The organism is Streptomyces sp. NC-S4, from assembly GCF_054353315.1.
The window spans coordinates 1,098,676-1,122,477 of record NZ_CM135937.1; the positions used below are offsets into that span (position 1 = coordinate 1,098,676).

Here is a 23,802-nt window from a genome sequence, read left to right on the forward strand (position 1 = left end):
CACTGCAGGTGCAGTGATTCGCACACGGTAGCGGACGTGCCCGGTCCGGCCCCTCCCCACCGCCCCCTCCCCCGTGTCAGGCTGCGCGTCATGGAGCGGATCATCGAGGAGATACGCGAGGACCTGTCCCGCCGGATCGCCGTGGCGGCCGACCGGCTCGCCGACCGGACGCTGGCCGAGGACCCCGCCTACGCCGCCCTGCTGGGCCGGGCCGAGCTGCGCGAGCGGATCCACCACGCCCTCGGCCAAGCCGTGGAGGGGCTGCTCCGCACCGCCCGGGGCCTGCCGGTGGATCTGTCCGGAGCCCGGGAGGTCGGCACGCTCCGTGCCGAGCAGGGTCTGCCGCTGGCCTCCCTCCTGCGCACCCACCGGCGTGGCGGCCGGCTGCTCTGGCAGAGCCTGACGGAGGCCGTGACCGCGCACGACCGGGCGGCGCTCCCCCGGCTGCTGCCGGGCGCGGCCGCGTTGTGGGACGTACTGGACCAGATGACGGACGCCATGACGGAGTCGTACCGCCGGACCGAGGCCGCGCACGGCGACCGGGACCGGGAGCGCCGGGCGGCCCTGCTGGACGTGCTGCTCGACGGCGGGGACGGGCCGTCGGAGCCGGGCGCGCGAGTCTTGGCCGACGAGGCCTCGGCGGCCGAAGCGGCCGCCGCACAGCTGGGGCTGCCGGAGCGGGGCCGTTTCACGGTGGTCGTGCTGGCCGGCGGCGCATCCGGCACCCCGGCCCCGCCGGCCACCCCGGCCGGGGGGTCCGGAGCCGCCTCCGCCCCGCGCGTGCTGTGGCGCGTCCGCGCCGACGGGGAAATCGGTCTGGTGGACCTGGGCCACCATCCGCTGGAGTCCGTACGGGAGCTGCTCGCGCCCCTCGGGGTGCGCGCCGGGGTCGGCCCCGTCGTCACGGCGCCGGCCGGGGTGGCCCGGGCGCACCGGCTGGCCGCCCTCGCGCTGCGCACCACCCCCGAGTCCGAGGGCCCGCGCACCGCGCTGTTGGACGAACGGCTGCCGGCGGCGCTGGTCGGCGCCCAGGCCGAACTCGCCGACCGGCTGCGCCAGGTGGTGCTCGGTCCGGTGCTCGCGCTGCCCGCGGCGGACCGGCGGACGCTCCTGACCACCCTGGGCACCTGGCTGGCCTGCCGGGGCTCGACGACGGACGCCGCGCAGCGGCTGTACTGCCACCGCAACACCGTCTCCAACAGGCTGCGGCGCCTGGAGCAGCTGACCGGCCGCTCCCTGTCCGACCCCCGGCAGGTGGTGGAGCTGGCGCTGGCGCACGCGGCGGTGCTGCAGCGCGTCGAGGCGGAAGCCGCTACCCGTCCTGCCGTGCCGGATCCGCGGGCCGGGCGGACTCCAGGAGGTACGGTACGTCGATCACCGCGACGCCCGGTGTGAAGAGCAGCCGGGCCTTCAGCCGCAGGGCGTTCTGGTTGTGCAGGGGCTGCTCCCACCAGTTGCCGACCACGTACTCGGGGATCACCACCGACAGCATGTCCGTCCCGGAGCCGGCGGCCAGTTCCTCGACGTGGGCCAGGATCGGGCCCACCACCTCGCGGTACGGCGAGTGCAGGATCTTCAGCGGCAGTCCGGTGTCGTGCGCGTCCCACGCCTCGCGCAGCCGGGCCGCCTCCTGCTCGTCCGCCGCGACGGTGACCGCCGTCAGCGTGTCCGGGCGCAGGCCCTGCGCGTAGCCGATGGCCTTGAGCGTCGGGGCCTGCACGGCGGCGACCAGGACCAGGACGTGGTGGCGGGCGGGCCTGCGCGGGGTGGCGCCGGGGGCGATGGCGACCTGCCGGGCGACCTGGTCGTAGTGGCGGCGGACGCCCTTCATGCCGAGGAAGAGCAGCGGCATGGCGATGACGACCAGCCAGGCGCCGTGGGTGAACTTGGTGAGCAGGACGATGACCAGGACCAGACCGGTCAGGGTGGCGCCGACGGCGTTGATGGCGAGCCTGCGGTGGATGTGGATCCGCTCCTCGCGCGGGGTGGCGGGTGAGGCCAGCACCTTCCGCCAGTGCCGGACCATGCCCGACTGGGAGAGGGTGAAGGAGACGAAGACGCCGATGATGTAGAGCTGGATGAGGCGGGTCAGTTCGGCGTCGAAGGCCACGATGAGGGCGATGGCGGTGAGTGCGAGGAGCACGACGCCGTTGGAGTAGACGAGCCGGTCGCCTCGGTTGAAGAGCTGGCGGGGCGCGTAACGGTCCCTGGCCAGGATCGAGGCGAGCATCGGGAAGCCGTTGAAGGCGGTGTTCGCGGCGAGGATCAGGACGCCCGCCGTGACGACCTGGAGCAGGTAGAAGAGGAAGTCCCAGCTGCCGAAGGTGGCGCGGCCGATCTGGGCGAGGGCGGTGGAGGTCGCGGTGCCCGGGGGCAGGCCCAGTTCGGTGGGGTCGGCGGCGACGTGCACCTGGTACGACATCGCCAGGGCGGTGATGCCGGCGAACATCGTCACGGAGAGCACGCCCATCGCGGCGAGCGTGGTCGCCGCGTTGTCCGCCTTGGGCTTGCGGAAGGCGGGGACGCCGTTGCTGATGGCCTCGACGCCCGTGAGAGCGGTGCATCCGGAGGCGAAGGCGCGCATCGTGAGGAACACCAGGGCGAGTCCGGTGTAGGTGTCGACCGGGGTGATCGGGAGGTCGGCGGACTCGGCGCGGATGGTGTCGCCGGTCCCGAGCCGTACGGCGGCGACGGCGAACATGAGGTAGATGACGAGAACGAAGCCGTAGGTGGGGATGGCGAAGATGCGGCCCGACTCCCGTACGCCGCGCAGGTTCATCACGGTCAGCAGCACCACGAAGGCGACGGAGAGCACCACTTCGTGGTCGCTGAGCGAGGGAATGGCCGAGGTGATGGCGTTGACGCCGGAGACGACGGAGACCGCGACGGTCATCACGTAGTCGACGAGCAGGGCGCTGGCGGCGGTGAGTGCGGCGGTCTGCCCGAGGTTCTCCGAGCTGACGACGTAGGCACCGCCCCCGCCCGGGTAGGCGTGGCAGGTCTGCCGGTACGAGGCGACGACGACGATGAGCAGGAAGACGATGGCGGCGGCCGCGTACCAGGCGAGGTGCAGCAGTGCGACGCCGCCGAGGGCGAGGACCAGCAGGATCTCCTCGGTGGCGTAGGCCACGGAGGAGAGCGGGTCGCTGCAGAAGATCGGCAGGGCGAGCCTCTTGGGCAGCAGGGTCTCGCCCAGGCGGGCGGTGTCGAGGGGTTCGCCGACCAGCATGCGCTTCACATTGATACGCCTCATTCGGGCATGATCGTTCATCGATGTCGCCCATCAGCCCTTCTGGGGCTTGTGTCACCCGGCGAGCTCCTCCGCCCGGTGCGCCAGCCACAGGTCGTGGCGGGCACTGGGGGACTGCAGCAGGGAGCGCTCCAGCAGTGCCTCGATCCGGGTCAGCCGCTTGCGGGCACCGGGCACGGAGACGCCCAGCGCCGCGGCCGCCGGAAGGAGTTGGGCGTCGTGCGCCAGCCAGGCACGGACCGTGTCACGGGCTCCCGGCGGGGCGTCTGGTCCGGTCAGCGCGCTGAGGTGGGTACGGGCCCAGTCGGTCAGGCGCGGGTCGCGCAGCACGTCGTCGAGACCGCAGGCTGCTCCGGAGGCGTCGTCGCCGGTCCCCGCTCCGGCTGCCGCGGCCGGACCGGCCCCGGCGCCGGTCCCCGAGGTGAGCCGCAGGGCAAGGGAGAGCGCCGCCTGGTCCGCCAGCCGTGCGAGGTCCAGGCCGAGCAGCGCCTCGATCAGGCGGAGCCGGGCCGCCAGGGTGTTGCGGTGGATCTTCAGCAGCCGGGTGGCGCGCGAGGTGAAGTTCAGCCAGGCGTGGGCGGTGGCGCGCAGCTCCTGCCCGCCGGGGTCCTGGGGGCGCCGGGGCGTGTGCGCGTGCAGGGGTGCGAGCAGGGCCTCGGCCCAGCGGCCCCCCGCCTCGTACGCGACGAGGGCCAGTTCGGGACCGGGCCCGAACCGGGCGTGCCGGTCACCGCTCGCCCGGGCGACGGCCAGCGCGTGGAAGGCCTGGGTGTAGGCGGCCGGGGCCTCGCTCAGGCCCGTCTCCCCGCTGGCCCCGACGGCGCAGTCCGGCGCCGCCGCCACCAGTGCTCCGGCCAGGGGGTCGCCGGTGGCGGGCGTCCCGCCCGGGCCGGGCGGGGCGAGCACGATCAGGTGGCGCACGTAGACCGGGCAGCGCACGATCCAGGCCCGGCCGCCCGTCAGTTCCCGGCAGATCCGGCTGACTTCGGCGCGCCGTCCGGCGGGACACTCGATGACGTACATCCGCATGGGGTCGGGCAGCGCGGGGCCCAGTGTGGCGGAGATCTGACGGGCGGTGGACAGCCGGCCGTTCATCAGCAGGTGGAGGACGGCCTCGCGGACCTGCGCCTCGGCGCGCCGGACCCGTTCCTCCCGCCGCCCGGCCTCCTCGGCGCGCAGTACGAGGTCCAGCGGTACGGCCGCGTCCGCGAGGAGCGCGGGCGCGTCGGGGTGGTGCGGCTGCTCCAGTACGGCGGCCAGCGCGCGCGGGCCGTCCAGGGCGAACAGCAGGGTCACGCGGTCGGCTCCGTGCAGGACCGCCGACCGTACGCCGCGGGCACCCAGCTCGGCCGCTCCGCGCACGGCGGCCTCGGGAGCCGGTCCGTGCTCCGCTTCGGGGTCCACCACCCCGACCCAGCCGCCGAGGTGGGAGGCGAGCCACTCCAGCAGTGCGGTCGATCCCCCGCCGTGGACGAGCCGGTGGATCCTGAGGATGTCGTCGGAGCGGGACACGGCCGCATTCAACCACCCGTCGCTCACTGTGCGCTGTGATACCGGTCTCGCCCGCTCACTGGGCAGGACGAACCCTGCGCACGTCCCGGCGCGCGCATAGGCTGGGGGACAGGCGGCAGGATCCCGGCGGCTTCGATTGGAGTCGGACACGGGGGAAGCCACGGGATCCCGCCGCCGATCACATCTTGCGGGCCGCGCTGCGGATGGCCTCCCGGATGCGGAAGTAGGTGCCGCAGCGGCAGATGTTGGCGATGGCGTCGATGTCCTCGTCCGTGGGCTCGCTCGTGCGCTTCAGGAGGGCGACGGCGGCCATGATCTGGCCGGGCTGGCAGAAGCCGCACTGGGCGACGTCCTGTTCGAGCCAGGCCTCCTGCACGGGGTGCAGGTCGTCCCCGTTCGCCAGGCCCTCGATGGTGGTCACCGCCTTGCCGGCGCACGCGGAGACGGGCACCACGCAGGGACGGATGTCGGCGCCGTCCAGGTGGCTGGTGCAGGCCTTGCAGACATCCACCCCGCAGCCGTACTTGGGGCCGCGGACGCCCAGCATGTCGCGGAGCACCCACAGCAGGGGCAGGTCGTCGGGCGCGTCCACGGTGACGCTCCGCCCGTTGACGGTGAAGGTGTGCGAGGGCACTGCGTACTCCTGGTTCCGGGACTGGGCCGTCTCTTTCGGATCTTGCCGGGCAGCGCGGGCCCGGCAAGATCCGAAAGAGACGGCCTAGCGGGGGTAGGGGGTGAAGTCGACGTCGAAGTCGAGGGGGAAGCTGCGTGGTGTGGAACCGGTGGCCCTGGCCCAGGCGTTGGCGATCGCGCCGACGGCGGCGGGCACGCCGAGCTCGCCCGCGCCGCCCGGTTCCTCGCCGGTGGCCGGCAGCACGAAGACCCGTACGTCGCGCGGGGTGTCGCGCTGCCTGGCCCAGTGGAACTGACTGTAGCTGCCCTCCAGCGGAAGCCCCCGGTCGAGGTGGAGCCCGGCGCGCAGGGTGGTGGAGATCGCGTCGGTGAGGCCGCCGATCATCTGGGCCTCCAGTCCGCGCGGGTTGACCGGCAGGCCCACGTCCACGGCGATGACGGCCCTGGTGACGCGGACGTGGTCGGGGTCGCGGGTGTCGATCTCGACGAGGCATGCGGTGCGGGACTTGTACTCCTCGTGGAAGGCGATGCCCTGGGCGCAGCCGGCCTCCATCGGCCGTCCCCAGTTGCCCTCCTCGGCCACCTTGTCGAGCACGGCGCGCTGGGCGTCGGTCTTCAGGAAGGTGCGCCGGAACCGGTACGGATCCTTTCCGGTACGCGCGGCGAGTTCGTCGACCACGATCTCCTCGGCTCCCCGCGTGTTGGCGGAGTACACCGAGCGCCAGGACCCCGTCGGGATGCCGGTGGGCACCTCGTGCAGCCCGTGGGTGGTGAGCCCGAAGTGGTAGGGGGACTTGATCGTCGTGTGGAACAGGGTCTGCGCGAGGGTGGCGTTGCCGATGCCCAGCGGCAGGCTGGCGGCGGTGGCGGTGATGATCTCGCCGAGCCCGTGCCGGAAGTCGGTCTCGGCTGCGGCCACCCGGTGTTCGAACGAGAGCACCTCGCCCAGCAGGTGGGTGGCGCGGATCCTGTGGTGGGTGGCGGGGCGCATCCGGCCGTGCCGGGTGTCGTCCACGCGGGTCCACATGAGCCGGACCGGACGCCGGCAGGCCTTGGAGACGCGGGCGGCCTCCAGGGCCGCGTCGAAGAAGAGCCGGCGGCCGAAGGAGCCGCCGGCCTGGACCACGTGCACCGTGACCTTGGACAGCGGCAGGCCGAGCTCGGCGGCGATGGTCTCGCGGGCCACGATCGGGGACTTGAGGCCGGACCAGATCTCGGCCCGGTCCTCGCGCACGTCGGCGACTGCGGAGTTGGTCTCCATCGGGGCGTGGCTGACGAAGGCGAAGTCGAACTCCGCGTCCACGTAAGGGGTCAGCAGCGGCGGTACCAGCAGCGGCGGGGTGGCGGCGCGCAGCTTGGCCCTGATCTGCTCGTCGGAGAGCTGGTCGGCGGGGCCGGGGCCCCAGGTCACCTGGAGGGCGGCCTTGGCGTCGAGGGCCTGGCCGAACGTCTCGGCGACGACGGCGACCCCGGTGGGGACGGTCACCACGTGCAGGACTCCGGGCATGGCCCGGACGGCGGGGAGGTTGGTGACGGTGCGGACCGTGCCGCCGAGGGTGGGCGGGCGGCGCACGACGCAGGGTTTGGCGCCGGGCACGTCGAGGTCGAGGGTGTACTGAAGGGCTCCGGTGACCATGGCGCGGGCGTCGACGCGGCCGGTCGGCCTGCCCACGAGGGTGTGTCCGGCCCGCTTCTTGGGGGTGGCGCCGAGGACGGTCAGCCCGGGGTCGGCGGCGGCCGCGGCGAGGTCGCCGTAGTCGGCGGTGCGGCCGTCGGGGGCGCGGACGGTGCCGCCGGAGGTGGTCAGTGCGTTCGGGGCCAGCTTCCAGCGGTGGGCGGCCGCCGCGACGAGGCGGGCCCGGGCGGTGGCGGCGCACTGGCGGACCGGCCCGTAGAGGGAGCGGATCGAGTTGGAGGAACCGGTGAGCTGGTTGAAGAGCAGCTCGGGCCGGGCGTCGTCCAGCTCCACGCGTACGTCGGCCAGTGGTGCGTCGAGTTCCTCCGCGACCAGCATGGCGACGGCGGTGGTGAGGCCCTGGCCGACCTCCTCGCGCGGCAGCCGGAAGCGGATGGTGCCGTCCGCCTCGACGGCGAGCGCCAGCAGGGCCGAGGTGGGCGCGCCGGCCAGGATGAACAGGTCGCCCAGGTCGATCACGTCGGCGATGGCCGGCAGGGAGGGCACGACGGCGTGGGCGGGCTGCGGGGTCAGCGCGTCGGCGGCGGCCCTGGTGACCAGGGCCAGGGTCGGTGCGGCCACGAGGCAGGTGAGGAAGGAACGGCGGCTCCGCCCCGTGGCGTGGTCGTGCCCGGTCATGTCGTTGTGTGTCCCCTGCGCTGCGCGGGCCCGCCCGCGCAGACCTCCCCCGGTTTATTACCGGCACGTAGGGTAGCGACCGGGCAGGGCGATGGGAAGTCCCGATCACGCCGCGTCATTCATGGCGACATCACTCGTTCGGGGGTATACCGGCGGTCTTCCTTGATCCGTTCATTACGCGATTCCCACGGCGTGCCGGACTCGCACGACTCGGCCGTACGATCGAGCGAGGGTCGCCGGATGGCCTGATTCCGGCCGCTGTTCGCAGGGTGGTCCGACCCCGACCGGCTGGTCTCCTCGCAGCACCCCGGAGTTCACCTGACCGGATTCGTTCGCACACCGCGAACGGGGCGGCAGGCCTGCGGCATATACCAGAAGCAAGAACGTAGCGGATGTTGCCAAACGTCTTACACACCGTCGCGCCCTGTGCAACAGTCGTTACCGGTCCTTCCTTCAGACTTGGCCGTGCCGCGCCTGTATCGGAGTTCTCATGCCGTCCCACCTGTTCGCGGACCGTCCCGCGCAGCCGCCCGAGCCTGGGTCGGTGGACGCTCTGATCTCGCAGACCCGTCGGCTGCGGGGCGAAGTGGACGCGGTACGCCGCGACACGGTCGTCGACGACGACGACGCCCAGGGCCGCTGGCAGCGCGCACTGTGCGATCTCGCCGTCCACCATCTCGACGACCTGCGCGAGCACCTCGGCCAGCTCAAGGAGGGCCTGCCGGCGGCGCCCGACCCCGTCGAACAGCCGCAGACGGCGCCCGAGGCCGGACCCGAGGCCCAGATCCGCGTCGGCAGCGCCGAGTGGAACCTGCTGACCGACGAGGTCAGTTGGTCCGACGAGCTGTTCCAGATCTTCGGCCGCTCCCCCGAGTCCGGCGCGCTCCCCCTCGACGAACTGGGCTCGACCCTCTTCTCCGAGGACCAGCCGCTGCTCACCGCGTGGGTCACCGCATGCCTGGTGGACGGCAGACCGATCGACGGCGAGTTCCGCATCGTCCGGGCCGACGGCCGGGTCCGGACCCTGCACATGAGGGCCGAGCCGGTACTCGACACCGACGGCTGCACGGCCTCGATGTGGGCCGTCCTGCGGGACGTGAGTGAACTGCGCCGGAGCCAGCGCGCGGTGCGCGAGTCCCGTGACTCGCTGCAGCGCCAGCGGGAGATCGCGCAGACCGAGCGCAGGCTGGCGGTCGAGCTGCAGGAAGCCGTGCTCCCCCCGTGGCGCGGCTCCCTGCGGTTCCCGTACGGCAGCGCGGGCACGCTGGACGTGGCCGCGCACTACCTTCCCTCCGCGACCAGCGCGCTGATCGGCGGCGACTGGTACGACGCGCTCGAACTCCCCGACGGCTGCTCGATGCTGACGGTCGGTGACCTGACCGGGCACGGGGTGACCGCCACCTCCGGGATGGCGATGATGCTCGGCGCCCTGCGCGGCATGGCCATGGCGGGCATCGAGCCCGGTCCGCTGATGGGCTGGCTCAACCAGCTCCTGGAGACCTCCGTACAGCCGGCGCTCGGCTCGGCCGTGTGCTGCCGCTACGATCCCGCACGCCGGGTCCTGTCCTGGGCGCAGGCGGGCCACCCCGCACCCCTGCTCTTCCGCCGCGGCTCGGGGCGCTCCCTGCTGCCGCCGGAAGGCGTCCTGCTGGGCGCCACCTCCGGAGCCTCGTACGGCCAGGCCGAGGAGCACCTCGAAGTGGGCGACCTGCTGGTCCTGCACACGGACGGACTCACGCCGCGCAGCATCGAGTTCAGCCGGGCGGACGGGACCGAACGGCTGCTGGCGCTCGCGCCGCGGTTCTCGGCGGCGCGGTCGGCGCAGGAGTGCGTGCGGATCGTGATCGAGGAGTTCGGCGAGAGCGAGCGCGAGGACGACGCCTGCGTACTGGTCGCCCGGGTCGGCGGATAACGGCCGCTGTCCGCAGGGCTTCACGAGGCTTCAGGGCCGCGCCGGAGGGCGCGGCCTCACTCGTCTCCGTACGGGGCTTCGTGCAAACGGCGGGCGTGGGACTACACCCCCGTGCCGCGCGGTGCCGGCGTGTCGGGGAGGGCCAGCTTGATCTCCTGGCGCAGGTCCTCGATGCGCGCGTACCCGGCGTACTGGGCGGTGAGCCGGTACATCTCCCGCAGCCGGTCCCAGGTCCGGTGCGAGGAGGTCTCGTTCATCGAGACCAGCGCGAGGCGCGCGTACCGGTCGGCCTGCTCCGGCTCGTCGGCGATGAAGCAGGCCGAGGCCATGGAGATGTAGTCGAAGATCTGCGAGCGCTGGTAGCCCTCGCCGCGCAGCCGCAGGGCCTCCTTGGCGTGGCGCGCGGCGATCGGCGCCGCGGCGGCGTCGTGGTCCGCCAGGGTCCGGTAGGCGAGGGCCTGCATGCCGTGCAGGTCCGCCTCGTCGAAGTGCTGCATCCAACTCGGCGGCGGCACGTCGCCCTTGTCGGAGACGAACAGTTCCTCCGCCTCGCCCAGGGTTCGGCGCATCGCCTGGCCCTTGCCCATGGCGGCCTGTGCCCAGGCCTCGATGGTGTGCAGCATGGCGCGCGTGCGCGGGAGGGTCTGCTCGCCCGAGCCGGACTGGGCGAGCTTCATCAGGTCCAGGGCCTCGTTCGGCTTGCCCAGGTGGACCATCTGCCGGGCGGCGCGTGACAGCGCCTCGCCCGCGCGCGGCCGGTCGCCGCCCTCACGGGCCGCGTGCGCGGCGATGACGAAGTACTTCTGCGCCGTGGGTTCGAGCCCCACGTCGTGGGACATCCAGCCGGCGAGGACCGCCAGGTTCGCCGCCACCCCCCAGAGCCGCCGCTGGAGGTGGTCGGGGTGGTGGTAGGCGAGCATCCCGCCCACCTCGTTGAGCTGGCCGACGACGGCCTTGCGCTGGAGTCCGCCACCCCTGGAGGCGTCCCAGGCGCGGAACACCTCCACGGAGCGCTCCAGGGCCTCGATCTCCTGGGAACCGATCGGTGCGGCCTCGTAGCGGTCGTAGCCCGCTGGATCGGCCTGGAAGGCATCCCCGAAGCTCCGGGCCTCCTTGGCGAGGGCGGGGTCGGTGTGCAGCCAGTCGTACATGGCGTTGGTGAGGGCGGAGCCGGCGGTGAGCACCGCTCCCGCGCCCATCAGACCGCGACGGTTGAGCATGAGGTCCATTCCCGTGAATTCGGTGAGGACCGCGGCTGTGCGTTCGGGCGCCCAGGGCATGCCGTCGGGGTTCTCACGAGCCCCGTCCGGCTGTCGTCTGGAGGTGCGCCGCTGCCGTACGAACCCGAGGTCCTCGATGGTCACGACACGACCGAGCCGCTCGGTGAACAGTGCTGCCAGTACCGTGGGCACCGGTTCGCGGGGGGCCTCCCCCATGTCGATCCAGCGCCGCACCCGCGAGGTGTCGGTGGCCAGTTGGGGGTGGCCCATGGCCGCCGCCTGCCTGTTCACCATCCTCGCCAGTTCGCCCTTCGACCAGCCGGCCAGGCCGAACAGGTCGTTCAAGCGGGTGTTTGGACCTTTGCTCACGTCAAGCCCCCAGGTTCTCGGCTGAGTTGACAGTAGCCCGCCGGTAGGTGCCCAGCGACTATTCGCCAGGCTTCGCCAGGGCACGCCCGATGGTTCGCCACCTTGCCCCGGGTGTCAGGTAGGAATGCGCCTCCCCGACCCGGTTCACCGGCGGAACTCCCCAGGGTGAAGTACGGGATCCGGCGGGGCGGCGTACGCAACTCGTCGGCGCACGAAGGGATCCGTATCACCATGTACGCAGCAACGTCCTCCGTGTCCGCACCGGTCCGGTCGCACCGCACGCTCCCGGCTGGCGGCGGCCCCTACCTCGAACCCGGCCGCCCGGCGGCTCCGGCACAGGGCGCCGTCCGGCCGCGGCGAATGCCGGGTACCGGATCCCAGCCCGTCAGCGGAAGAATCGACCTCTCGGGGCCGCAGGGGGCGCAGCTGCGCACCGCGCTCGCCTCGGTTCAGCGGATCTGTCCGGAGTTCGCCCCGGTGCAGGTACTGCGGCGCAGCGGCCGCTCGGTCCTGCTGGTCGGCACCACCGGACGGCTGACCGCCGTCGCGAAGGTGTTACTGGACCACTCGCCCGAATGGCGTGAGCGCTACCGGCACGAAATAGCGACATACCGGGCCTTCGTCCGGCACCGCCCACCGGTCCGGGTGCCGCGGCTGATCGCCGCCGACCCCGAGAACTGCACGCTCGTGGTGGAGCGGATGGCCGGCCGGGTCGCGGCACTGCAGCGGCACCCGGTGGAGCCGCCGCCGCGGGTGGACCTCCGGGCGGCCCTGGGCGCGGTGTCCCGGGTCAACCAGTGGCGGCCGCCGACGGAGTTGTTCGGCACCCCGATGAACTACGCGCGCAGGATCGCCCGCGACTACGAGTTGGGCCTGCTGACCGACCGGGACCTCGGTGACCTGCAGAAGCTGCTGCACGGCGTGAAGCTGTCGGGCACGGCGCTGCAGTTCAACCACGGGGACGCCCTGCTGTCGAACCTGCTGCTGTCGCCGGCCGGCCCGGTCCTGCTCGACTGGGAGCACGCGGGCTGGTACCTGCCGGGGTACGACCTGGCCACCCTGTGGACGGTCCTGGGCGACGCTCCGGCCGCCCGCGCCCAGATCAGCCGGCTCGCCCAGTCGGCCGGTCCGGCCGCGCGGGACGCCTTCCTGATCAATCTGATGCTGGTACTGACCCGGGAGATCCGGATGTCCGAGACGGCGGTGCAGCGCTCGATGCTGGCGACCGCCCCGACCCAGTCGCTGCCGGTGGGCGCCCTGTCCTCCGGTGAGGAGCAGCGGCTGCTGCTCCGCCGCCTGCACGACGACGCAGGGATGGCGCGCCGAGCGGTCCGCGCGGCGGTCGGCACTCGCTGACCTCCGCCGGTCCATCCCCACCCCCCCCCATGGTTGCCGAGCCCCGGGCCTTCCGCCCGGGGCTCGGCAGTGTCCGCGCCCGGGCAGGTACCTGTCGCCCAGGGGTTCAGACGAACCCCTGGGCGACCGGCTCGGTCGCCTCGGCGGCGCTGGGCCACGATGTCCTGGTGGTACATACCGCGGGTGGTGACACCGTCCCACCGCGTGCGCTCCGACTCGTCCATGCCCCGATCCCGGGGACGCCCTCCCATGCGGCTCGGTGCCGGGTGGCCCGTATGCCTTGACATCACATGATCCCCCGAACAGTTTTCTGACTCAGTATCAGAAATGCTGGAGGCACTTCCCCCCTTCCCACACCGCTGGAGCCTGCCCATGTCCGCAAGCGCTTCACGCACCACCCCCGCCGCCCTCCCGACCAGACGCGCGGTCCTCGCCGGTACGGGGGCCGGGGTGCTCGCCGCCACCGTGCTGCCGTCCGCCCCCGCCCGGGCCGACGGATCCCAGGACGGGCCGCCGCTCGGCGAGTACGACGTCGTCGTGGTCGGGTCCGGGGCCGCCGGGATGACCGCCGCGCTCACCGCCGCCAAGCGGGGGCTGAGCGTACTGGTGGTGGAGAAGGCCCCGACCTTCGGCGGGTCGGCCGCCCGGTCCGGAGCCGGTATCTGGCTGCCCAACAACTCGGTGATCCTGGGTGCGGGGGTGCCGGACACCCCGCAGAAGGCGGCGACGTACCTCGCGGCCGTCGTCGGGCCCGAGGTGCCGGCCGACCGCCAGGCCGCGTTCCTCGCCAACGGGCCGCGGATGCTGGACTTCGTGATGGCCAACAGCCCGCTGAGGTTCCGCTTCATGGAGGGCTACAGCGACTACTACCCCGACCTGCCGGGCGGTCTGCCGAACGGCCGCTCCATCGAGCCGGACCAGATCGACGGGAACATCCTGGGCGCCGAACTGGCCCGCCTGAACCCGGCGTACATGCCGGTCCCGGCCGGGATGGTGGTCTTCAGCCAGGACTACAAGTGGCTGAACCTGGCGGCGGTGAGCGCCAGGGGGCTCGCCGTGTCCACCGAGTGTCTGGCGCGCGGCACGAAGGCGGCGCTGCGCGGCGAGAAGCCGCTGACGATGGGCCAGGCCCTGGCGGCCGGGCTGCGCGCCGGGCTCCAGCGGGCCGGAGTGCCGGTGTGGCTGAACAGCCCGCTGGTGGACCTGGTCCAGGAGGGCGGCGCGGTCACCGGCGTGGTGGTGGAGAAGGAGGGCGTACGGGGCACCGTACGGGCCCGGCGCGGGGTGGTCATCGGCTCGGGCGGGTTCGAGCACAACGCGGCGATGCGGGCGCAGTACCAGCAGCAGCCCATCGGCACCCAGTGGTCGGTGGGCGCGAAGGAGAACACCGGCGACGGGATCCGGGCCGGGCAGCGGGCCGGGGCCTCGCTGGCGCTGATGGAGGACGCGTGGTGGGGGCCGTCGATCCCGCTGCCCGGGGAGCCGTACTTCTGCCTGGCCGAACGGACCCTGCCGGGCGGGCTGATCGTGAACGCGAACGGCGCGCGGTTCGTCAACGAGGCGGCTCCGTACAGCGATGTGGTGCACGTGATGTACGAGAAGGACCGGGGCGCGGTCGGTTCGCACATCCCGGCGTGGCTGATCGTGGATCAGAACTACCGCAACAGGTACCTGTTCAAGGACATCCTGCCGACGCTGCCCTTCCCGGACTCGTGGTACCAGGCGGGTGCGGCGAAGAAGGCGTGGACCTGGGACGCGCTGGCCGGTCAGATCGGGGTCCCGGCAGGAGCGCTGCGGGCGACGCTGGGCCGGTTCAACGCGCAGGCGTGGAGCGGCGACGACGCCGACTTCCACCGGGGCGACACGGCGTACGACCATTACTACACGGACCCGAACGTGCACCCGAACTCGTGTCTGGCACCCGTCTGGGTCCCGCCGTTCTACGCGTTCAGGATCGTGCCGGGGGACCTCGGTACGAAGGGCGGCATCGTGACCGACGCCCGGGCGCGGGCCCTGCGCCCGGACGGCTCGGTGATCCCGGGCCTGTACGCGGCCGGCAACGCGAGCGCCGCGGTGATGGGACACAGCTACGCGGGGGCCGGATCGACGATCGGCCCCGCGATGACCTTCGGCTACGTGGCGGCGAACGCCATCGCGGACGCGTGAGGCCCCGCGCCGGGGGCCCGGCGGGGGATGCGGACGGTCAGCCCTGCTGGAAGAGCTCGGCGGGGAGCGGCTTCAGGAGGGCGTAGAGGTCATCGGTGATCGGACGGTCCCAGCTGGCGATGGTGACCAGCACGTTGTCGCTGCGGTCGAACTGGACGCAGGAGATGCGGGACTCCGACAGCTTGATCTTCCGGACGATGAGGAGGTTGTCGCCCTGCATGACGGGGCAGTCCTCGACGCCGGTGACCTCGACGTCCTCGTCGTTCTCCAGTGCGTCGAGGAGCTGGGCCACCTCGAAGGGGATCTGGTCGTCGGTGAGGTCGCGGGCCGGGGAACCCTCCGGGAGGTTCCCGATGATCATCGCGGGGCCGCGTCCGCCGAACAGGTCGTAGCGGAGGAAGACACCCTGGCAGCTGCCGTCGGGCGCGGGCAGCAGCCCGGCCCCGAGATTGCCCGGCCAGTCCCCCGGGTCCATGGCCAGGACATCGAAGTCCGGGCCGGCGGGAGTGGCGGCGCGGTGGCGGCGGAGGAAGGACATGCCGCCATGGTACGTGGCCGCGCGGGTTTTCCGGCCCGGGGGCCCGCATCCGGGGACCTGGCCGGGCCGGGCCCCCGGAGCGGCCCGTCAGATCGGCGGGACGAGCGTGAACCAGTACGGGAGCAGGGCGGCGTCGCCGGTGACCCGCAGGGCCGTGGGCGGGAGGCGGCGCCAGAGGAACAGGGCGAGGTCGGAAGCGGTGCCGGAGGCCTCCACGTCCGCCGGAACGGTGGAACCGGGCTCCAGCAGGACCTGGTCCCCCGAGAAGACGACCGTCCAGGATTCCGGACCGTCGGTACGCCGGAAGCGGTACCTCTCCCCCGTGCCCGGCGGTGCCTGCTGCCAGCCGCGGCGGGCCGGGGCCATCACCTCGATCGTCTGGGTCACGGCGTCCGCGGCCATGTCGGGGGCGAGGCGGCCCGCGCCACCGGTCGCGGATTCGGCGTCCCAGCGGTGCACGGCCAGCTCGATCAGCTGCATCCGGAGCCAGAATCCCGTGGTCTGCTCCACCGACCAGGTCCAGACGGCCGTGTCGGGCCCGAGCTCCTCGAAGAGCTCCGCGAGCTCCCGGGCGCCCTGGGCGAACCAGTCGGTCAGCCCGTCCGGGTCGGCGGGGACCGCGGGGAGGTCGAGGCCGGCGGGGTCGGGCGGGGTCGTGAGCCGTTCGCGCAGGACGTGGGCGAGGTAGCGGTGCACTCCGCCCAGGTGCCGGACGAGGTCGGTGACCGTCCAGCCGGGGCACGAGGGGACGGCGGGCACCGGCTCGCCGAGGTCGAACGCCCGGCGCACCGCTTTCTCGAACGCCGCCGCCTCGGTCCGGAAGGGGGCGAGTCTTTCGGCATGATCCATACGGGCATCTCTGCCCGCCGGGCGGCGGATCCGATCACGTTGAGCTACGGGCGAACGCCTCCAGGGCGTCCCTGAGCCCGGTCCGGTCGGTGCCCAGCTTGCGGCAGGCCGCCGACAGGGCCCAGTCCGGCGCGGGCAGCACCACGGTCTCCGGCACGGTCTCCTTCTCGGCGCGCACCGCGAGGTCCGCCGCCTGCCGCTCCTCTTCCGTGAGCCCGTCCTCCCAGGCCAGCCCGCACGGCAGGGCGCCGCCCAGTCCCAGCAGGGTGTCGGTGGTCTGGGCGGCCAGCCCGTCCGCACCGCATTCCCGGGCCGTCACCACGGCCTGCATCAGCACGTCCGCGTCCCGCAGCTCGGTGCCGAGGGCGGCCAGGGCGCAGGCCAGTTCGTAGCCCGCCGGCGAGGCCGAAAGGAGGGTGACCGCCTCCTGGAGGAGCCCGGCCCGCTCCCCGGGGGCGGCGACCTGCGCCGCGACCCGCAGGGCCTGGCCGATGCCCGAGGCGGCGCCGAAGGCGCGGGCCCGCCGGACGGCGTCGTCGGCCAGGGCACGGGCCCGCTCCGGATCGTCCTCGGCCACCGCCCGGGCGAGGTGCAGCTGCCAGGGGCACCAGGCCGGATTCTGGATGCCGCGCGGGGTCAGCCGCCGGTCGACCGCCTCCAGTTCGACGATCGCGGCCCGTACCTCGCCCCGGGACAGCAGCAGTTCGGCGTACACGGTCTGCGAGTCGGGGAAGACCACGGCCGCCGGGAAGGGGCTGCCGTATTCGTGCTCCCGGGCCAGCTCCCAGGCCTCCTCGGGCCGGCCGCGCGCGAGCAGGGTGGTGAGGAGGATGGCTATGGCGTACCAGTGCACGGGGGTACGCCGGCCCACGCGTTCGGCGAGCCGCAGCCCGGCCCGGGCCAGTTCCTCGGCCTCCACGAGCCGCCCGCGCCGGTAGCGGACGTAGGCCCGCAGGCTGTAGGCGAAGGACAGGTGCGCCCCGCGCCATCCGTGCCGTTCGAACTCGGCGGTGCCCGCCTCGAACAACTCCTCGGCCCGTCCGGGCCGGTCGGTGTACATGTGGGCCATGGCGACCAGGACCGGGACCTCGAAGCCCCGGTCCTCGTGGGCCCAGCTGAAGGGCTGCTCGAGCACGCGTCCGGCGTGGTGCAGCACCACGTCGACCGGCTCGCCCCGCAGGCATGCGTCCCAGGCGCGCAGCCCGATGATGTACCGCTCGGTGAGGTCGCGCCCGGTCAGCCGGTCGGCGAGGCGGGCGAGCCGCCGGGAGCGGGCCGGGGAGTCGGTCTCGGCCGCGTTGAACGCGTCCCACATGAACTGCTCGGACTGCAGGCGCAGCCGGGCGCGTACGTCCTGGGTGTACGGGATCTCCCGCGCGAGCGATTCCGAGGCTTCGGCGAGCCGGTCGCTGTGTGCGAGGACCTGGGCGAGCCGGATGACGATGCCCTGGCGCAGGGCCGGGTCGTCGGAGGGCTCGGCGAGGGCGGCCCGCAGGTGGTTGACCGTGTTGGCGGGTTCGGTGAGCAGGGAGGCGCAGCCCAGTTCGTAGAGGACGGCGGCGCGTTCGTCGAAGTCCGGGGGTTCGAGCAGCGCGCGGGCGAGCTGGCGGCGGGCGGCCTCGGGCGCGCCGGCCCGGAGGTTCTCGCCGGCGGCCTCGCGCAGGGTGCGCACCACCCAGGGGTCGTTCTCGGGGTGGGTCTCCAGCAGGTGGCGGGCGGCCGCGGAGGAGCCGAGTCCGGCGTCGACGACGGCCGCCGCGGCCTTGCCGTGGAGGGCGACGCGGAGCGCGTCGGGGATGGCGCGGTAGATGGCGGTGGCGATGAGCGGGTGGACGAACTCCAGTCCGGTCTCGGCGTCGGATTCCTCGGAGGTGGCCGCCGAGAGGATGCGGGCGTCGCGCAGCCGCCGGGTGGCGTCCACGGCCTCCTCGGCGCCGAGGGCGGCGACCCTGGCGGCGATGTCCCGTGGGATGGCGGTGCCGAGGACGGCGCACGCCCAGGCGAAGCGGACGGTGGAGGGGCCCAGGCGTTCGAGGCGGGCGACGAGGCCGCTGCCGCGCTGGGCGGCGGCGAGGTCGCGCAGCTGCGGGGCGTTCGCCTCGACCGGGGTCAGGCCCTTGCCGCGGACCTTGGCGGTGAGTTCGACGGCTTCGAAGGGGTTGCCGGTGGTGACGGCCCAGGCCTCCTGGCAGAAGGCGTCGTCGGCGTGGGGGCCGACGGCCTCGCGGACCAGGGTGGCGACGGCGGCCGGGGTGAGCGGGGCCAGGGGCAGCGGGCGCTGACCCGCCCGGCCGGGCAGCGTGCGGAAGGCGTCGGCGTGCTCGGGCAGTTCGTCGGGGCGGTAGGCGACGACGAGCAGCAGGGGGAGGTGTTCGGCGCGCGGGGCGAAGGCGGCGAGCCAGCCGAGGGACTCGGGGTCGGCCCAGTGGGCGTCGTCGAGGACGAGGACGACGGGGGCGCGCTTGACGACGAGGTGGGTGAGCACCCAGTCGAGCCCGTCGCTCAGGCCCTGGGGGTCGGGCGGGACGCCCTGCTCGGGAGCGCAGAGTCCGAGGGCCGGGCCGACGATGGGGTACCAGCCGCCGAGGGCGGCGCGGAGTTCCTGCTCGGAGGTGCCGGCGAGCTGGGGCTGGATGAGCTGGCGGGCGACGTGGAAGGGCTGGCTCTGCTCCTGTTCACCGCCCCGGGCGGCGAGGACGGTGCAGTTGCGGGCGAGGGCGCGGCGGCGCAGTTCGGCGAGCAGGGTGGTCTTGCCGAGGCCGGCGGGGCCGGAGAAGGCGAGCAGCGCGCCGCCCGCGTCCGGCCCGGGACCGGTGAGCTGGTCCAGGGCTTCGTCGACGATCGCGAGTTCGGCATCGCGTTCGACCATCGTGCGCCGTGTGCGGGTCCGGCGGTCCGTCATGGCTGGTACCCCCCAGGCCTGTTCGGGGGTTCAGCGTACGCCCGCGCGCGGCGCGAGGGATCCCAGTGCGGAAAAGAATCCGATCTTCTTTTCCGGGGAGCTTCAGTCGTGTACGGAACGGGCCGCGAGGTCCTCCAGGACGGCCACGGCCTCGGCGGCCCGGTCGGCGGCCACGAAGAGGTGGTCGTGGTGGTAACCGGCGATGACGTTGCAGCTCAGACCATGTGCGCCGAGTTCGGTGGCGAAGGCTGCGGTGAGCCCGACGGCGTCGAGGGCGGAGTGGATCCGCAGGGTGATCCAGCCGGCCGTGTAGTCGTAGGCGAGGCCGGCCGCGTCGGCGTCCTCCTGGCGCAGCACCAGGGTGAGGCCCTCGGGCTCGAGGACGGTGGCGACGGGGGTGGTCCCGGCGGGGACGGTGGTGCCGTCGACGGTGCAGAAGACGTACCGCCCCTCGTTCAGCTCGGGCCGCATGCCGCTCAGGAGTTTCCGCAGGTCGTGCTCTCCGCTCATGCGGCCACCCTACCGATCGCCCCGGCGGGTGGCCGGTTCATCGGGGGCAGACGACGCGGCGGGCGTCCTGCCCCCATGGCTCCCCCTCGTCAGTCCTCGTACAGCCGCCGGTGCCACCACGGGCGCGGACCCCCCGACCGGTCCGTGGTCGCCGCTTCCCGGTCGAAGACTGTCCGCCTGCGGAACTCCGCGTCCAAGGGACGCAGTACGTCGCCGAGCGCGCGTCGGGCCACGGGCGGCAGGGTCCGGTAGGCGTCGGCCAGTTCGTCGCGGACCGTTGCGACGTCGTCGATGGCGCAGGACGGGGCCGGGCAGACGGCGTAGGTCAGCCGCAGGCGCGGGCCGGGGCCGCGCAGGAAGACGCGGTAGCGGCGCAGGAGGTCGCCGAGAGGATGGAGGCGGGCGCCGGCCGTCCGGTGGACCTCCGCGCTCGCGGCGGGTGACAGTCGGTCCACGACGGGCAGTTCACGCGCCCAGGCGGGTGCCCGGCGGCCGGCGTGGGTTCCTCGTGCGGCGCGCAACGCGCCCGGCCGGCTACGCGGCATCGCCCTTTCGGCGGGTGAAGGTCATGCGCCCCATCCTGCCCGGCGCCCCGAGCCGGCATCCAGGGGATTTCGGCGGCCACCGGGCCGGCGGCTCCGCGCCCGGTGGTGCGCCGCGTACGTACGGTGCCCGGTCAGGTCAGGTCGAACTCACCGCCCCGCGCGTTCAGTACGAACTTGTGCCACTCGTCCGGCGAGAAGATCAGCGAAGGGCTCTCGGGACGCTCGCTGTTGCGCATCGCGATGAAGCCCTCGACGAAGGCGATCTGGACGTCGCCCGCTCCCCGGCTGCTCGACTGCCAGTCCGCCTCGGTGAGATCGAGGTCCGGCTTCCCCCAGCCAGCGAGGGGCTGCGAAGTCATGCTCTCGGCCACGTGCGTGCTCCTCCCGGTACGTCGTCCGGGGGCAAGGTTAACCACCGCAGCGGGTGCCGGACAGGCCACGGTGAGTCACCCGTGGCCGGTCCGGCTCCCCGGCCGGCCCCTCCGTCGCCGGCCGGGCCCGTGTTCAGGAGTTCGGCTCCTGTGCCCCCACCAGCCACATCGCGAAGAACTGCGCGCCGCCGCCGTACGCGTGCCCGAGCGCCCGGCGGGCTCCCGGAACCTGGTGTTCCCCGGCCTGGCCGCGGACCTGGAGGGCCGCCTCCGCGAAGCGGATCATGCCGGAGGCGCCGATCGGATTGGTGGACAGCACACCGCCCGACGGATTGACCGGAAGGTCCCCGTCGAGCTCGGTGACCCCGGCCTCCGTGAGCTTCCAGCCCTCGCCCTCCGCCGCGAAGCCGAGGTTCTCCAGCCACATCGGCTCGTACCAGGAGAACGGTACGTACATCTCGACCGCGTCGATCTCCCGGCGCGGGTCGGTGATGCCGGCCTGGCGGTAGACGTCGGCCGCGCAGTCCTTGCCGGCCTGCGGCGACACGAAGTCCTTGCCCGCGAAGAGGGTGGGTTCGCTGCGCATCGCCCCGCCGTGCACCCAGGCGGCCGGCTTCGGCGAACGGGCCGCGCCCGCCCGGTCGGTGAGGACCATCGCGCACGCGCCGTCGGAGGAGGGGCAGGTCTCCGAGTAGCGGATGGGATCCCAGAGCATGGGCGAGGCCTGGACCTTCTCCAGGGTGATGTCGTGCTCGTGGAGGTGCGCGTACGGGTTCTTGAGGGCGTTGCGCCGGTCCTTGTACGCCACCAGCGAGCCCACCGTGTCCGGCGCGCCGGTGCGCCGCATGTACGCGCGTACGTGCGGGGCGAAGAAGCCGCCCGCGCCGGCGAGCAGCGGCTGCTGGAAGGGGACGGGGAGCGACAGGCCCCACATGGCGTTGGATTCGGACTGCTTCTCGAAGGCGAGGGTGAGGACGGTGCGGTGGACGCGGGCCGCCACCAGGTTGGCGGCGACCAGGGCGGTGGACCCGCCGACCGAACCGGCCGTGTGGACGCGCAGCATCGGCTTGCCGACGGCGCCGAGGGCGTCCGCCAGGTACAGCTCGGGCATCATCACCCCCTCGAAGAAGTCGGGGGCCTTGCCGATGACGACCGCGTCGATGTCCGCCCAGGTCAGTTCGGCGTCCGCGAGGGCTCGCGCCGCCGCCTCGCGGACCAGTCCGGCGATGGACACGTCGTGGCGGGCCGCCACGTGCTTGGTCTGGCCGATCCCGACGATGGCCACGGGCTCTTTGCTCACCTTGAGTCCCCTTCCAGGACGGCGACCAGGTTCTGCTGGAGGCAGGGGCCTGAGGTGGCGTGGGCGACGGCCCGCCGCGATGCGCCCCGGTGGATCCGGGCGGCCGCCTCGCCGATGCGGATCAGGCCGGCGGCCATCATCGGATTGGCGGCGAGCGCTCCCCCGGAGGGGTTGACGGTCACGTCGTCGGCGAGTCCGAGGGCCTTGCGGAGCACGACCTCCTGGGAGGAGAACGGCGCGTGCAGTTCGGCCGTGTCCACCGGGGCTTCGAAGACGCCGGCGCGTTCGGCGGCGAGCCGGGTGGACGGGGAGTCGGTGAGGTCGCGCAGGCCCAGGCTGTGGGCCTCGATGCGGTGGTCGATGCCGGTGATCCAGGCGGGGCGTTCGCACAGCTGCCGCGCGAGGTCGCCGGCGGCCAGGACGACGGCGGCCACGCCGTCGCCCACGGGCGGGCAGTCTCCGGTGCGCAGCGGCCTGACCTGGTAGTCCCCCTGCGGGACGGGCCCGCGGAGCTGGGCGTGCGGGTTGCCCTCCGCATCGGCCCGGCTGCGGGCGCCGACGGCGGCCAGGGCGCTCTCGTCGGTCTCGCCCGCGTCGATCAGGGCCTGGGCCTGGAGGGCGGCCAGGGCCACCGCGTCGGGCCAGAGCGGGGCGACGTAGTACGGGTCCAGCTGGCGGGTCAGCACGTCGCGCACCGACCCCGGTGAGGACTTCCCGTAGGAGTAGACGAGCGCGGTGTCGGCCTCGCCGGTCTGGATCTTGACCCAGGCCTCGTAGAGGGCCCAGGCCCCGTCCATCTCGACGTGCGACTCGGAGATCGGCGGCCAGGCGCCGACCCCGTCGAGGGTCATGGTGAAGGAGAAGGCCCGGCCGGCCAGGTAGTCGCTGGAGCCGGAGCAGGTGAAGCCGATCTCGCCGGCCTTGAGGCCGGTGGCGGCCAGCACCTGGTGCAGGACCGGCATGACCATCTCGACTTCGCTGAGCTCGTCGGTGCGGCGCAGGTGGTCGCTCTGCGCGAAGGCGACCACCGCGACCTCGCGGGCGTATCGGGCCATCAGATGAGCTCCTTGTACGCGTCGTAGTCCGCGTCCGGTTCGCCGGTGGGGCGGTAGTGGTCGGGGTAGCGGCCGCCCTCGGTCCATACGGGCTCGACGCGCAGGCCCATGCGGACCTGGTCGTAGGGGATGCCGCCGATCCGGCCGTGGAGGGCGAGGCCGGCGCCGTCGAGGGCGATGTGGGCGTAGACGTAGGGGACTTCGATGTCCAGGTTCTTGGCTTTGATGTTGACGATGCAGAAGGTGGTGACCGTGCCGGCCGGGCCGACCTCGACGCGGTCGGTGGTGGCGACCCCGCAGGTGGGGCAGGCGCCGCGCGGGGGGACGTACACCTTGTGGCAGGAGGGGCAGCGCTCGCCGACGGTCCGCCGCTCGGAGAGGGCCTCGATGTACGCGGTCTGGGCCCGGCCCGGGCTGTAGACGTAGTCGAGGCGGGCCTCGGCGACGATGCCCGTGACGGCACCGGCGAAGCCCCCGTCGTGGGGGACGGCCTCTCCGCCGGCGGGGCCGTCGTACGGTTCGAAGCAGGCGATGTCGGTGATGGCGCCGGTGCGCTCGGGGGCCCAGCGGACCCGTACGCGCATGCCGGTGCGGACGGCGTCGGGGCCGGGCGCGTCGAGCGCGTGCAGGAGGGCGGTGTCGGCACCGTCGAGCCTGACCAGCACCCAGGCGAAGGGGGTGTCCAGGGGCTGTTGGGAGCGGGGGCTGTCGTTCCACGCCCAGGTGGTGACGGTACCGGTGGCGGCGACCTCGACGAGCTCGCGGATCTCCTCGGCGGTGACGGGGTCGTACTCGACGGGCGGGACCATCACCTTGCCGCCGGAGGTCTTCACCCCGAGGACGACGCCCTCGCGCAGCCCGGTGAGGAAGGCGCTCTGGACGGGCCCGAGGGACCGGGTGAAGGGGAACTCGACGATGAGGGGCGCGCGGAGCACCTCCGGTGGGGAGGCAGCTGTCATGGCGGTTCTCCGATGCGATCGATTCCGGTACGGACGGCGGG

At 73.3% G+C, this 23,802-nt stretch carries 18 protein-coding genes; 4 read left to right on the forward strand and 14 right to left on the reverse strand.

The features are described 5' to 3' along the window. Positions 1-90: 90 nt before the first annotated feature. Positions 91-1,395, forward strand: a complete 1,305-nt coding sequence (locus ACXNSR_RS04555; RefSeq protein ID WP_458640844.1) for a helix-turn-helix domain-containing protein — start codon at positions 91-93, stop codon at positions 1,393-1,395. Here the strand turns inward: ACXNSR_RS04555 and ACXNSR_RS04560 are convergent. The 4 genes from ACXNSR_RS04560 to ACXNSR_RS04575 form a co-directional block, all read right to left on the reverse strand. Continuing rightward, positions 1,313-3,253, reverse strand: a complete 1,941-nt coding sequence (locus tag ACXNSR_RS04560) for an APC family permease (protein ID WP_458640845.1) — start codon at positions 3,251-3,253, stop codon at positions 1,313-1,315. The genes ACXNSR_RS04555 and ACXNSR_RS04560 overlap by 83 nt on opposite strands. A 51-nt stretch (positions 3,254-3,304) precedes the next feature. After that, positions 3,305-4,762: a PucR family transcriptional regulator gene (locus ACXNSR_RS04565; RefSeq protein WP_458640846.1), complete on the reverse strand. Its 1,458-nt coding sequence runs from the start codon at positions 4,760-4,762 to the stop codon at positions 3,305-3,307. 178 nt (positions 4,763-4,940) lie between these two features. Further along, the gene (locus ACXNSR_RS04570) at positions 4,941-5,396 is read right to left on the reverse strand and encodes a (2Fe-2S)-binding protein (protein WP_458640847.1); all 456 of its coding nucleotides are present in this window, start codon (positions 5,394-5,396) and stop codon (positions 4,941-4,943) included. An 84-nt stretch (positions 5,397-5,480) separates the two neighbouring features. Then, complete coding sequence (locus tag ACXNSR_RS04575; protein WP_458640848.1) at positions 5,481-7,709, reverse strand: xanthine dehydrogenase family protein molybdopterin-binding subunit; 2,229 nt, start codon at positions 7,707-7,709, stop codon at positions 5,481-5,483. A gap of 490 nt (positions 7,710-8,199) precedes the next feature. On the opposite strand from ACXNSR_RS04575, the gene ACXNSR_RS04580 reads away from it, so the two are divergent. Further along, complete coding sequence (locus ACXNSR_RS04580) at positions 8,200-9,621, forward strand: PP2C family protein-serine/threonine phosphatase (RefSeq protein ID WP_458640849.1); 1,422 nt, start codon at positions 8,200-8,202, stop codon at positions 9,619-9,621. Positions 9,622-9,722: 101 nt separating this feature from the next. Here ACXNSR_RS04580 and ACXNSR_RS04585 read toward each other — a convergent pair whose 3' ends face one another. Next, positions 9,723-11,210: a DNA-binding protein NsdB gene (locus ACXNSR_RS04585; protein ID WP_458640850.1), complete on the reverse strand. Its 1,488-nt coding sequence runs from the start codon at positions 11,208-11,210 to the stop codon at positions 9,723-9,725. 231 nt (positions 11,211-11,441) lie between these two features. Between ACXNSR_RS04585 and ACXNSR_RS04590 the strand changes: the two genes are divergently transcribed. Continuing rightward, positions 11,442-12,566 (forward strand): aminoglycoside phosphotransferase family protein, encoded by a 1,125-nt coding sequence (locus ACXNSR_RS04590; protein ID WP_458640851.1) that lies wholly within the window; start codon positions 11,442-11,444, stop codon positions 12,564-12,566. A gap of 372 nt (positions 12,567-12,938) precedes the next feature. Next, on the forward strand, positions 12,939-14,732 hold the full coding sequence (gene kstD, locus ACXNSR_RS04595) for a 3-oxosteroid 1-dehydrogenase (RefSeq protein ID WP_458640852.1): 1,794 nt from the start codon (positions 12,939-12,941) through the stop codon (positions 14,730-14,732). Between the two features lie 37 nt (positions 14,733-14,769). Here the strand turns inward: kstD and ACXNSR_RS04600 are convergent, their stop codons facing one another. The 9 genes from ACXNSR_RS04600 to ACXNSR_RS04640 all read right to left on the reverse strand — a co-directional run bounded on the left by ACXNSR_RS04600 (position 14,770) and on the right by ACXNSR_RS04640 (position 23,761). Continuing rightward, positions 14,770-15,270, reverse strand: a complete 501-nt coding sequence (locus ACXNSR_RS04600; protein WP_030758373.1) for a hypothetical protein — start codon at positions 15,268-15,270, stop codon at positions 14,770-14,772. 87 nt (positions 15,271-15,357) lie between these two features. Continuing rightward, on the reverse strand, positions 15,358-16,119 hold the full coding sequence (locus ACXNSR_RS04605) for a maleylpyruvate isomerase family mycothiol-dependent enzyme (RefSeq protein WP_458640853.1): 762 nt from the start codon (positions 16,117-16,119) through the stop codon (positions 15,358-15,360). A 34-nt stretch (positions 16,120-16,153) separates the two neighbouring features. After that, a complete protein-coding gene (locus ACXNSR_RS04610; RefSeq protein WP_458640854.1) occupies positions 16,154-18,988 on the reverse strand; it encodes an ATP-binding protein in 2,835 nt (944 codons plus the stop codon). 135 nt (positions 18,989-19,123) lie between these two features. Continuing rightward, the gene (locus ACXNSR_RS04615; protein WP_458640855.1) at positions 19,124-19,531 is read right to left on the reverse strand and encodes an ACT domain-containing protein; all 408 of its coding nucleotides are present in this window, start codon (positions 19,529-19,531) and stop codon (positions 19,124-19,126) included. 89 nt (positions 19,532-19,620) lie between these two features. Next, positions 19,621-19,986: a hypothetical protein gene (locus ACXNSR_RS04620; RefSeq protein ID WP_458640856.1), complete on the reverse strand. Its 366-nt coding sequence runs from the start codon at positions 19,984-19,986 to the stop codon at positions 19,621-19,623. 221 nt (positions 19,987-20,207) lie between these two features. Further along, positions 20,208-20,435: a DUF397 domain-containing protein gene (locus ACXNSR_RS04625; RefSeq protein ID WP_370466718.1), complete on the reverse strand. Its 228-nt coding sequence runs from the start codon at positions 20,433-20,435 to the stop codon at positions 20,208-20,210. 145 nt (positions 20,436-20,580) lie between these two features. After that, a complete protein-coding gene (locus ACXNSR_RS04630) occupies positions 20,581-21,747 on the reverse strand; it encodes a thiolase domain-containing protein (protein WP_458640857.1) in 1,167 nt (388 codons plus the stop codon). After that, positions 21,744-22,802, reverse strand: a complete 1,059-nt coding sequence (locus tag ACXNSR_RS04635) for a thiolase domain-containing protein (RefSeq protein WP_458640858.1) — start codon at positions 22,800-22,802, stop codon at positions 21,744-21,746. The genes ACXNSR_RS04630 and ACXNSR_RS04635 overlap by 4 nt, the downstream gene beginning before the upstream one ends. Next, positions 22,802-23,761, reverse strand: a complete 960-nt coding sequence (locus tag ACXNSR_RS04640; protein ID WP_458640859.1) for a Zn-ribbon domain-containing OB-fold protein — start codon at positions 23,759-23,761, stop codon at positions 22,802-22,804. Before ACXNSR_RS04640 ends, ACXNSR_RS04635 begins: the two co-directional genes overlap by 1 nt. Positions 23,762-23,802: the final 41 nt, after the last annotated feature.

Bases quoted from the DNA above. Each gene is read 5' to 3' on its own strand.
- ACXNSR_RS04600 (WP_030758373.1), bottom strand. From the start codon at position 15,270: ATGTCCTTCCTCCGCCGCCACCGCGCCGCCACTCCCGCCGGCCCGGAC.
- ACXNSR_RS04610 (WP_458640854.1), bottom strand. From the start codon at position 18,988: ATGGTCGAACGCGATGCCGAACTCGCGATCGTCGACGAAGCCCTGGAC.
- ACXNSR_RS04555 (WP_458640844.1), top strand. From the start codon at position 91: ATGGAGCGGATCATCGAGGAGATACGCGAGGACCTGTCCCGCCGGATC.
- ACXNSR_RS04635 (WP_458640858.1), bottom strand. From the start codon at position 22,802: ATGGCCCGATACGCCCGCGAGGTCGCGGTGGTCGCCTTCGCGCAGAGC.
- ACXNSR_RS04605 (WP_458640853.1), bottom strand. From the start codon at position 16,119: ATGGATCATGCCGAAAGACTCGCCCCCTTCCGGACCGAGGCGGCGGCG.
- ACXNSR_RS04615 (WP_458640855.1), bottom strand. From the start codon at position 19,531: ATGAGCGGAGAGCACGACCTGCGGAAACTCCTGAGCGGCATGCGGCCC.
- ACXNSR_RS04640 (WP_458640859.1), bottom strand. From the start codon at position 23,761: ATGACAGCTGCCTCCCCACCGGAGGTGCTCCGCGCGCCCCTCATCGTC.
- ACXNSR_RS04575 (WP_458640848.1), bottom strand. From the start codon at position 7,709: ATGACCGGGCACGACCACGCCACGGGGCGGAGCCGCCGTTCCTTCCTC.
- ACXNSR_RS04590 (WP_458640851.1), top strand. From the start codon at position 11,442: ATGTACGCAGCAACGTCCTCCGTGTCCGCACCGGTCCGGTCGCACCGC.
- kstD (WP_458640852.1), top strand. From the start codon at position 12,939: ATGTCCGCAAGCGCTTCACGCACCACCCCCGCCGCCCTCCCGACCAGA.
- ACXNSR_RS04580 (WP_458640849.1), top strand. From the start codon at position 8,200: ATGCCGTCCCACCTGTTCGCGGACCGTCCCGCGCAGCCGCCCGAGCCT.
- ACXNSR_RS04560 (WP_458640845.1), bottom strand. From the start codon at position 3,253: ATGAGGCGTATCAATGTGAAGCGCATGCTGGTCGGCGAACCCCTCGAC.
- ACXNSR_RS04625 (WP_370466718.1), bottom strand. From the start codon at position 20,435: ATGACTTCGCAGCCCCTCGCTGGCTGGGGGAAGCCGGACCTCGATCTC.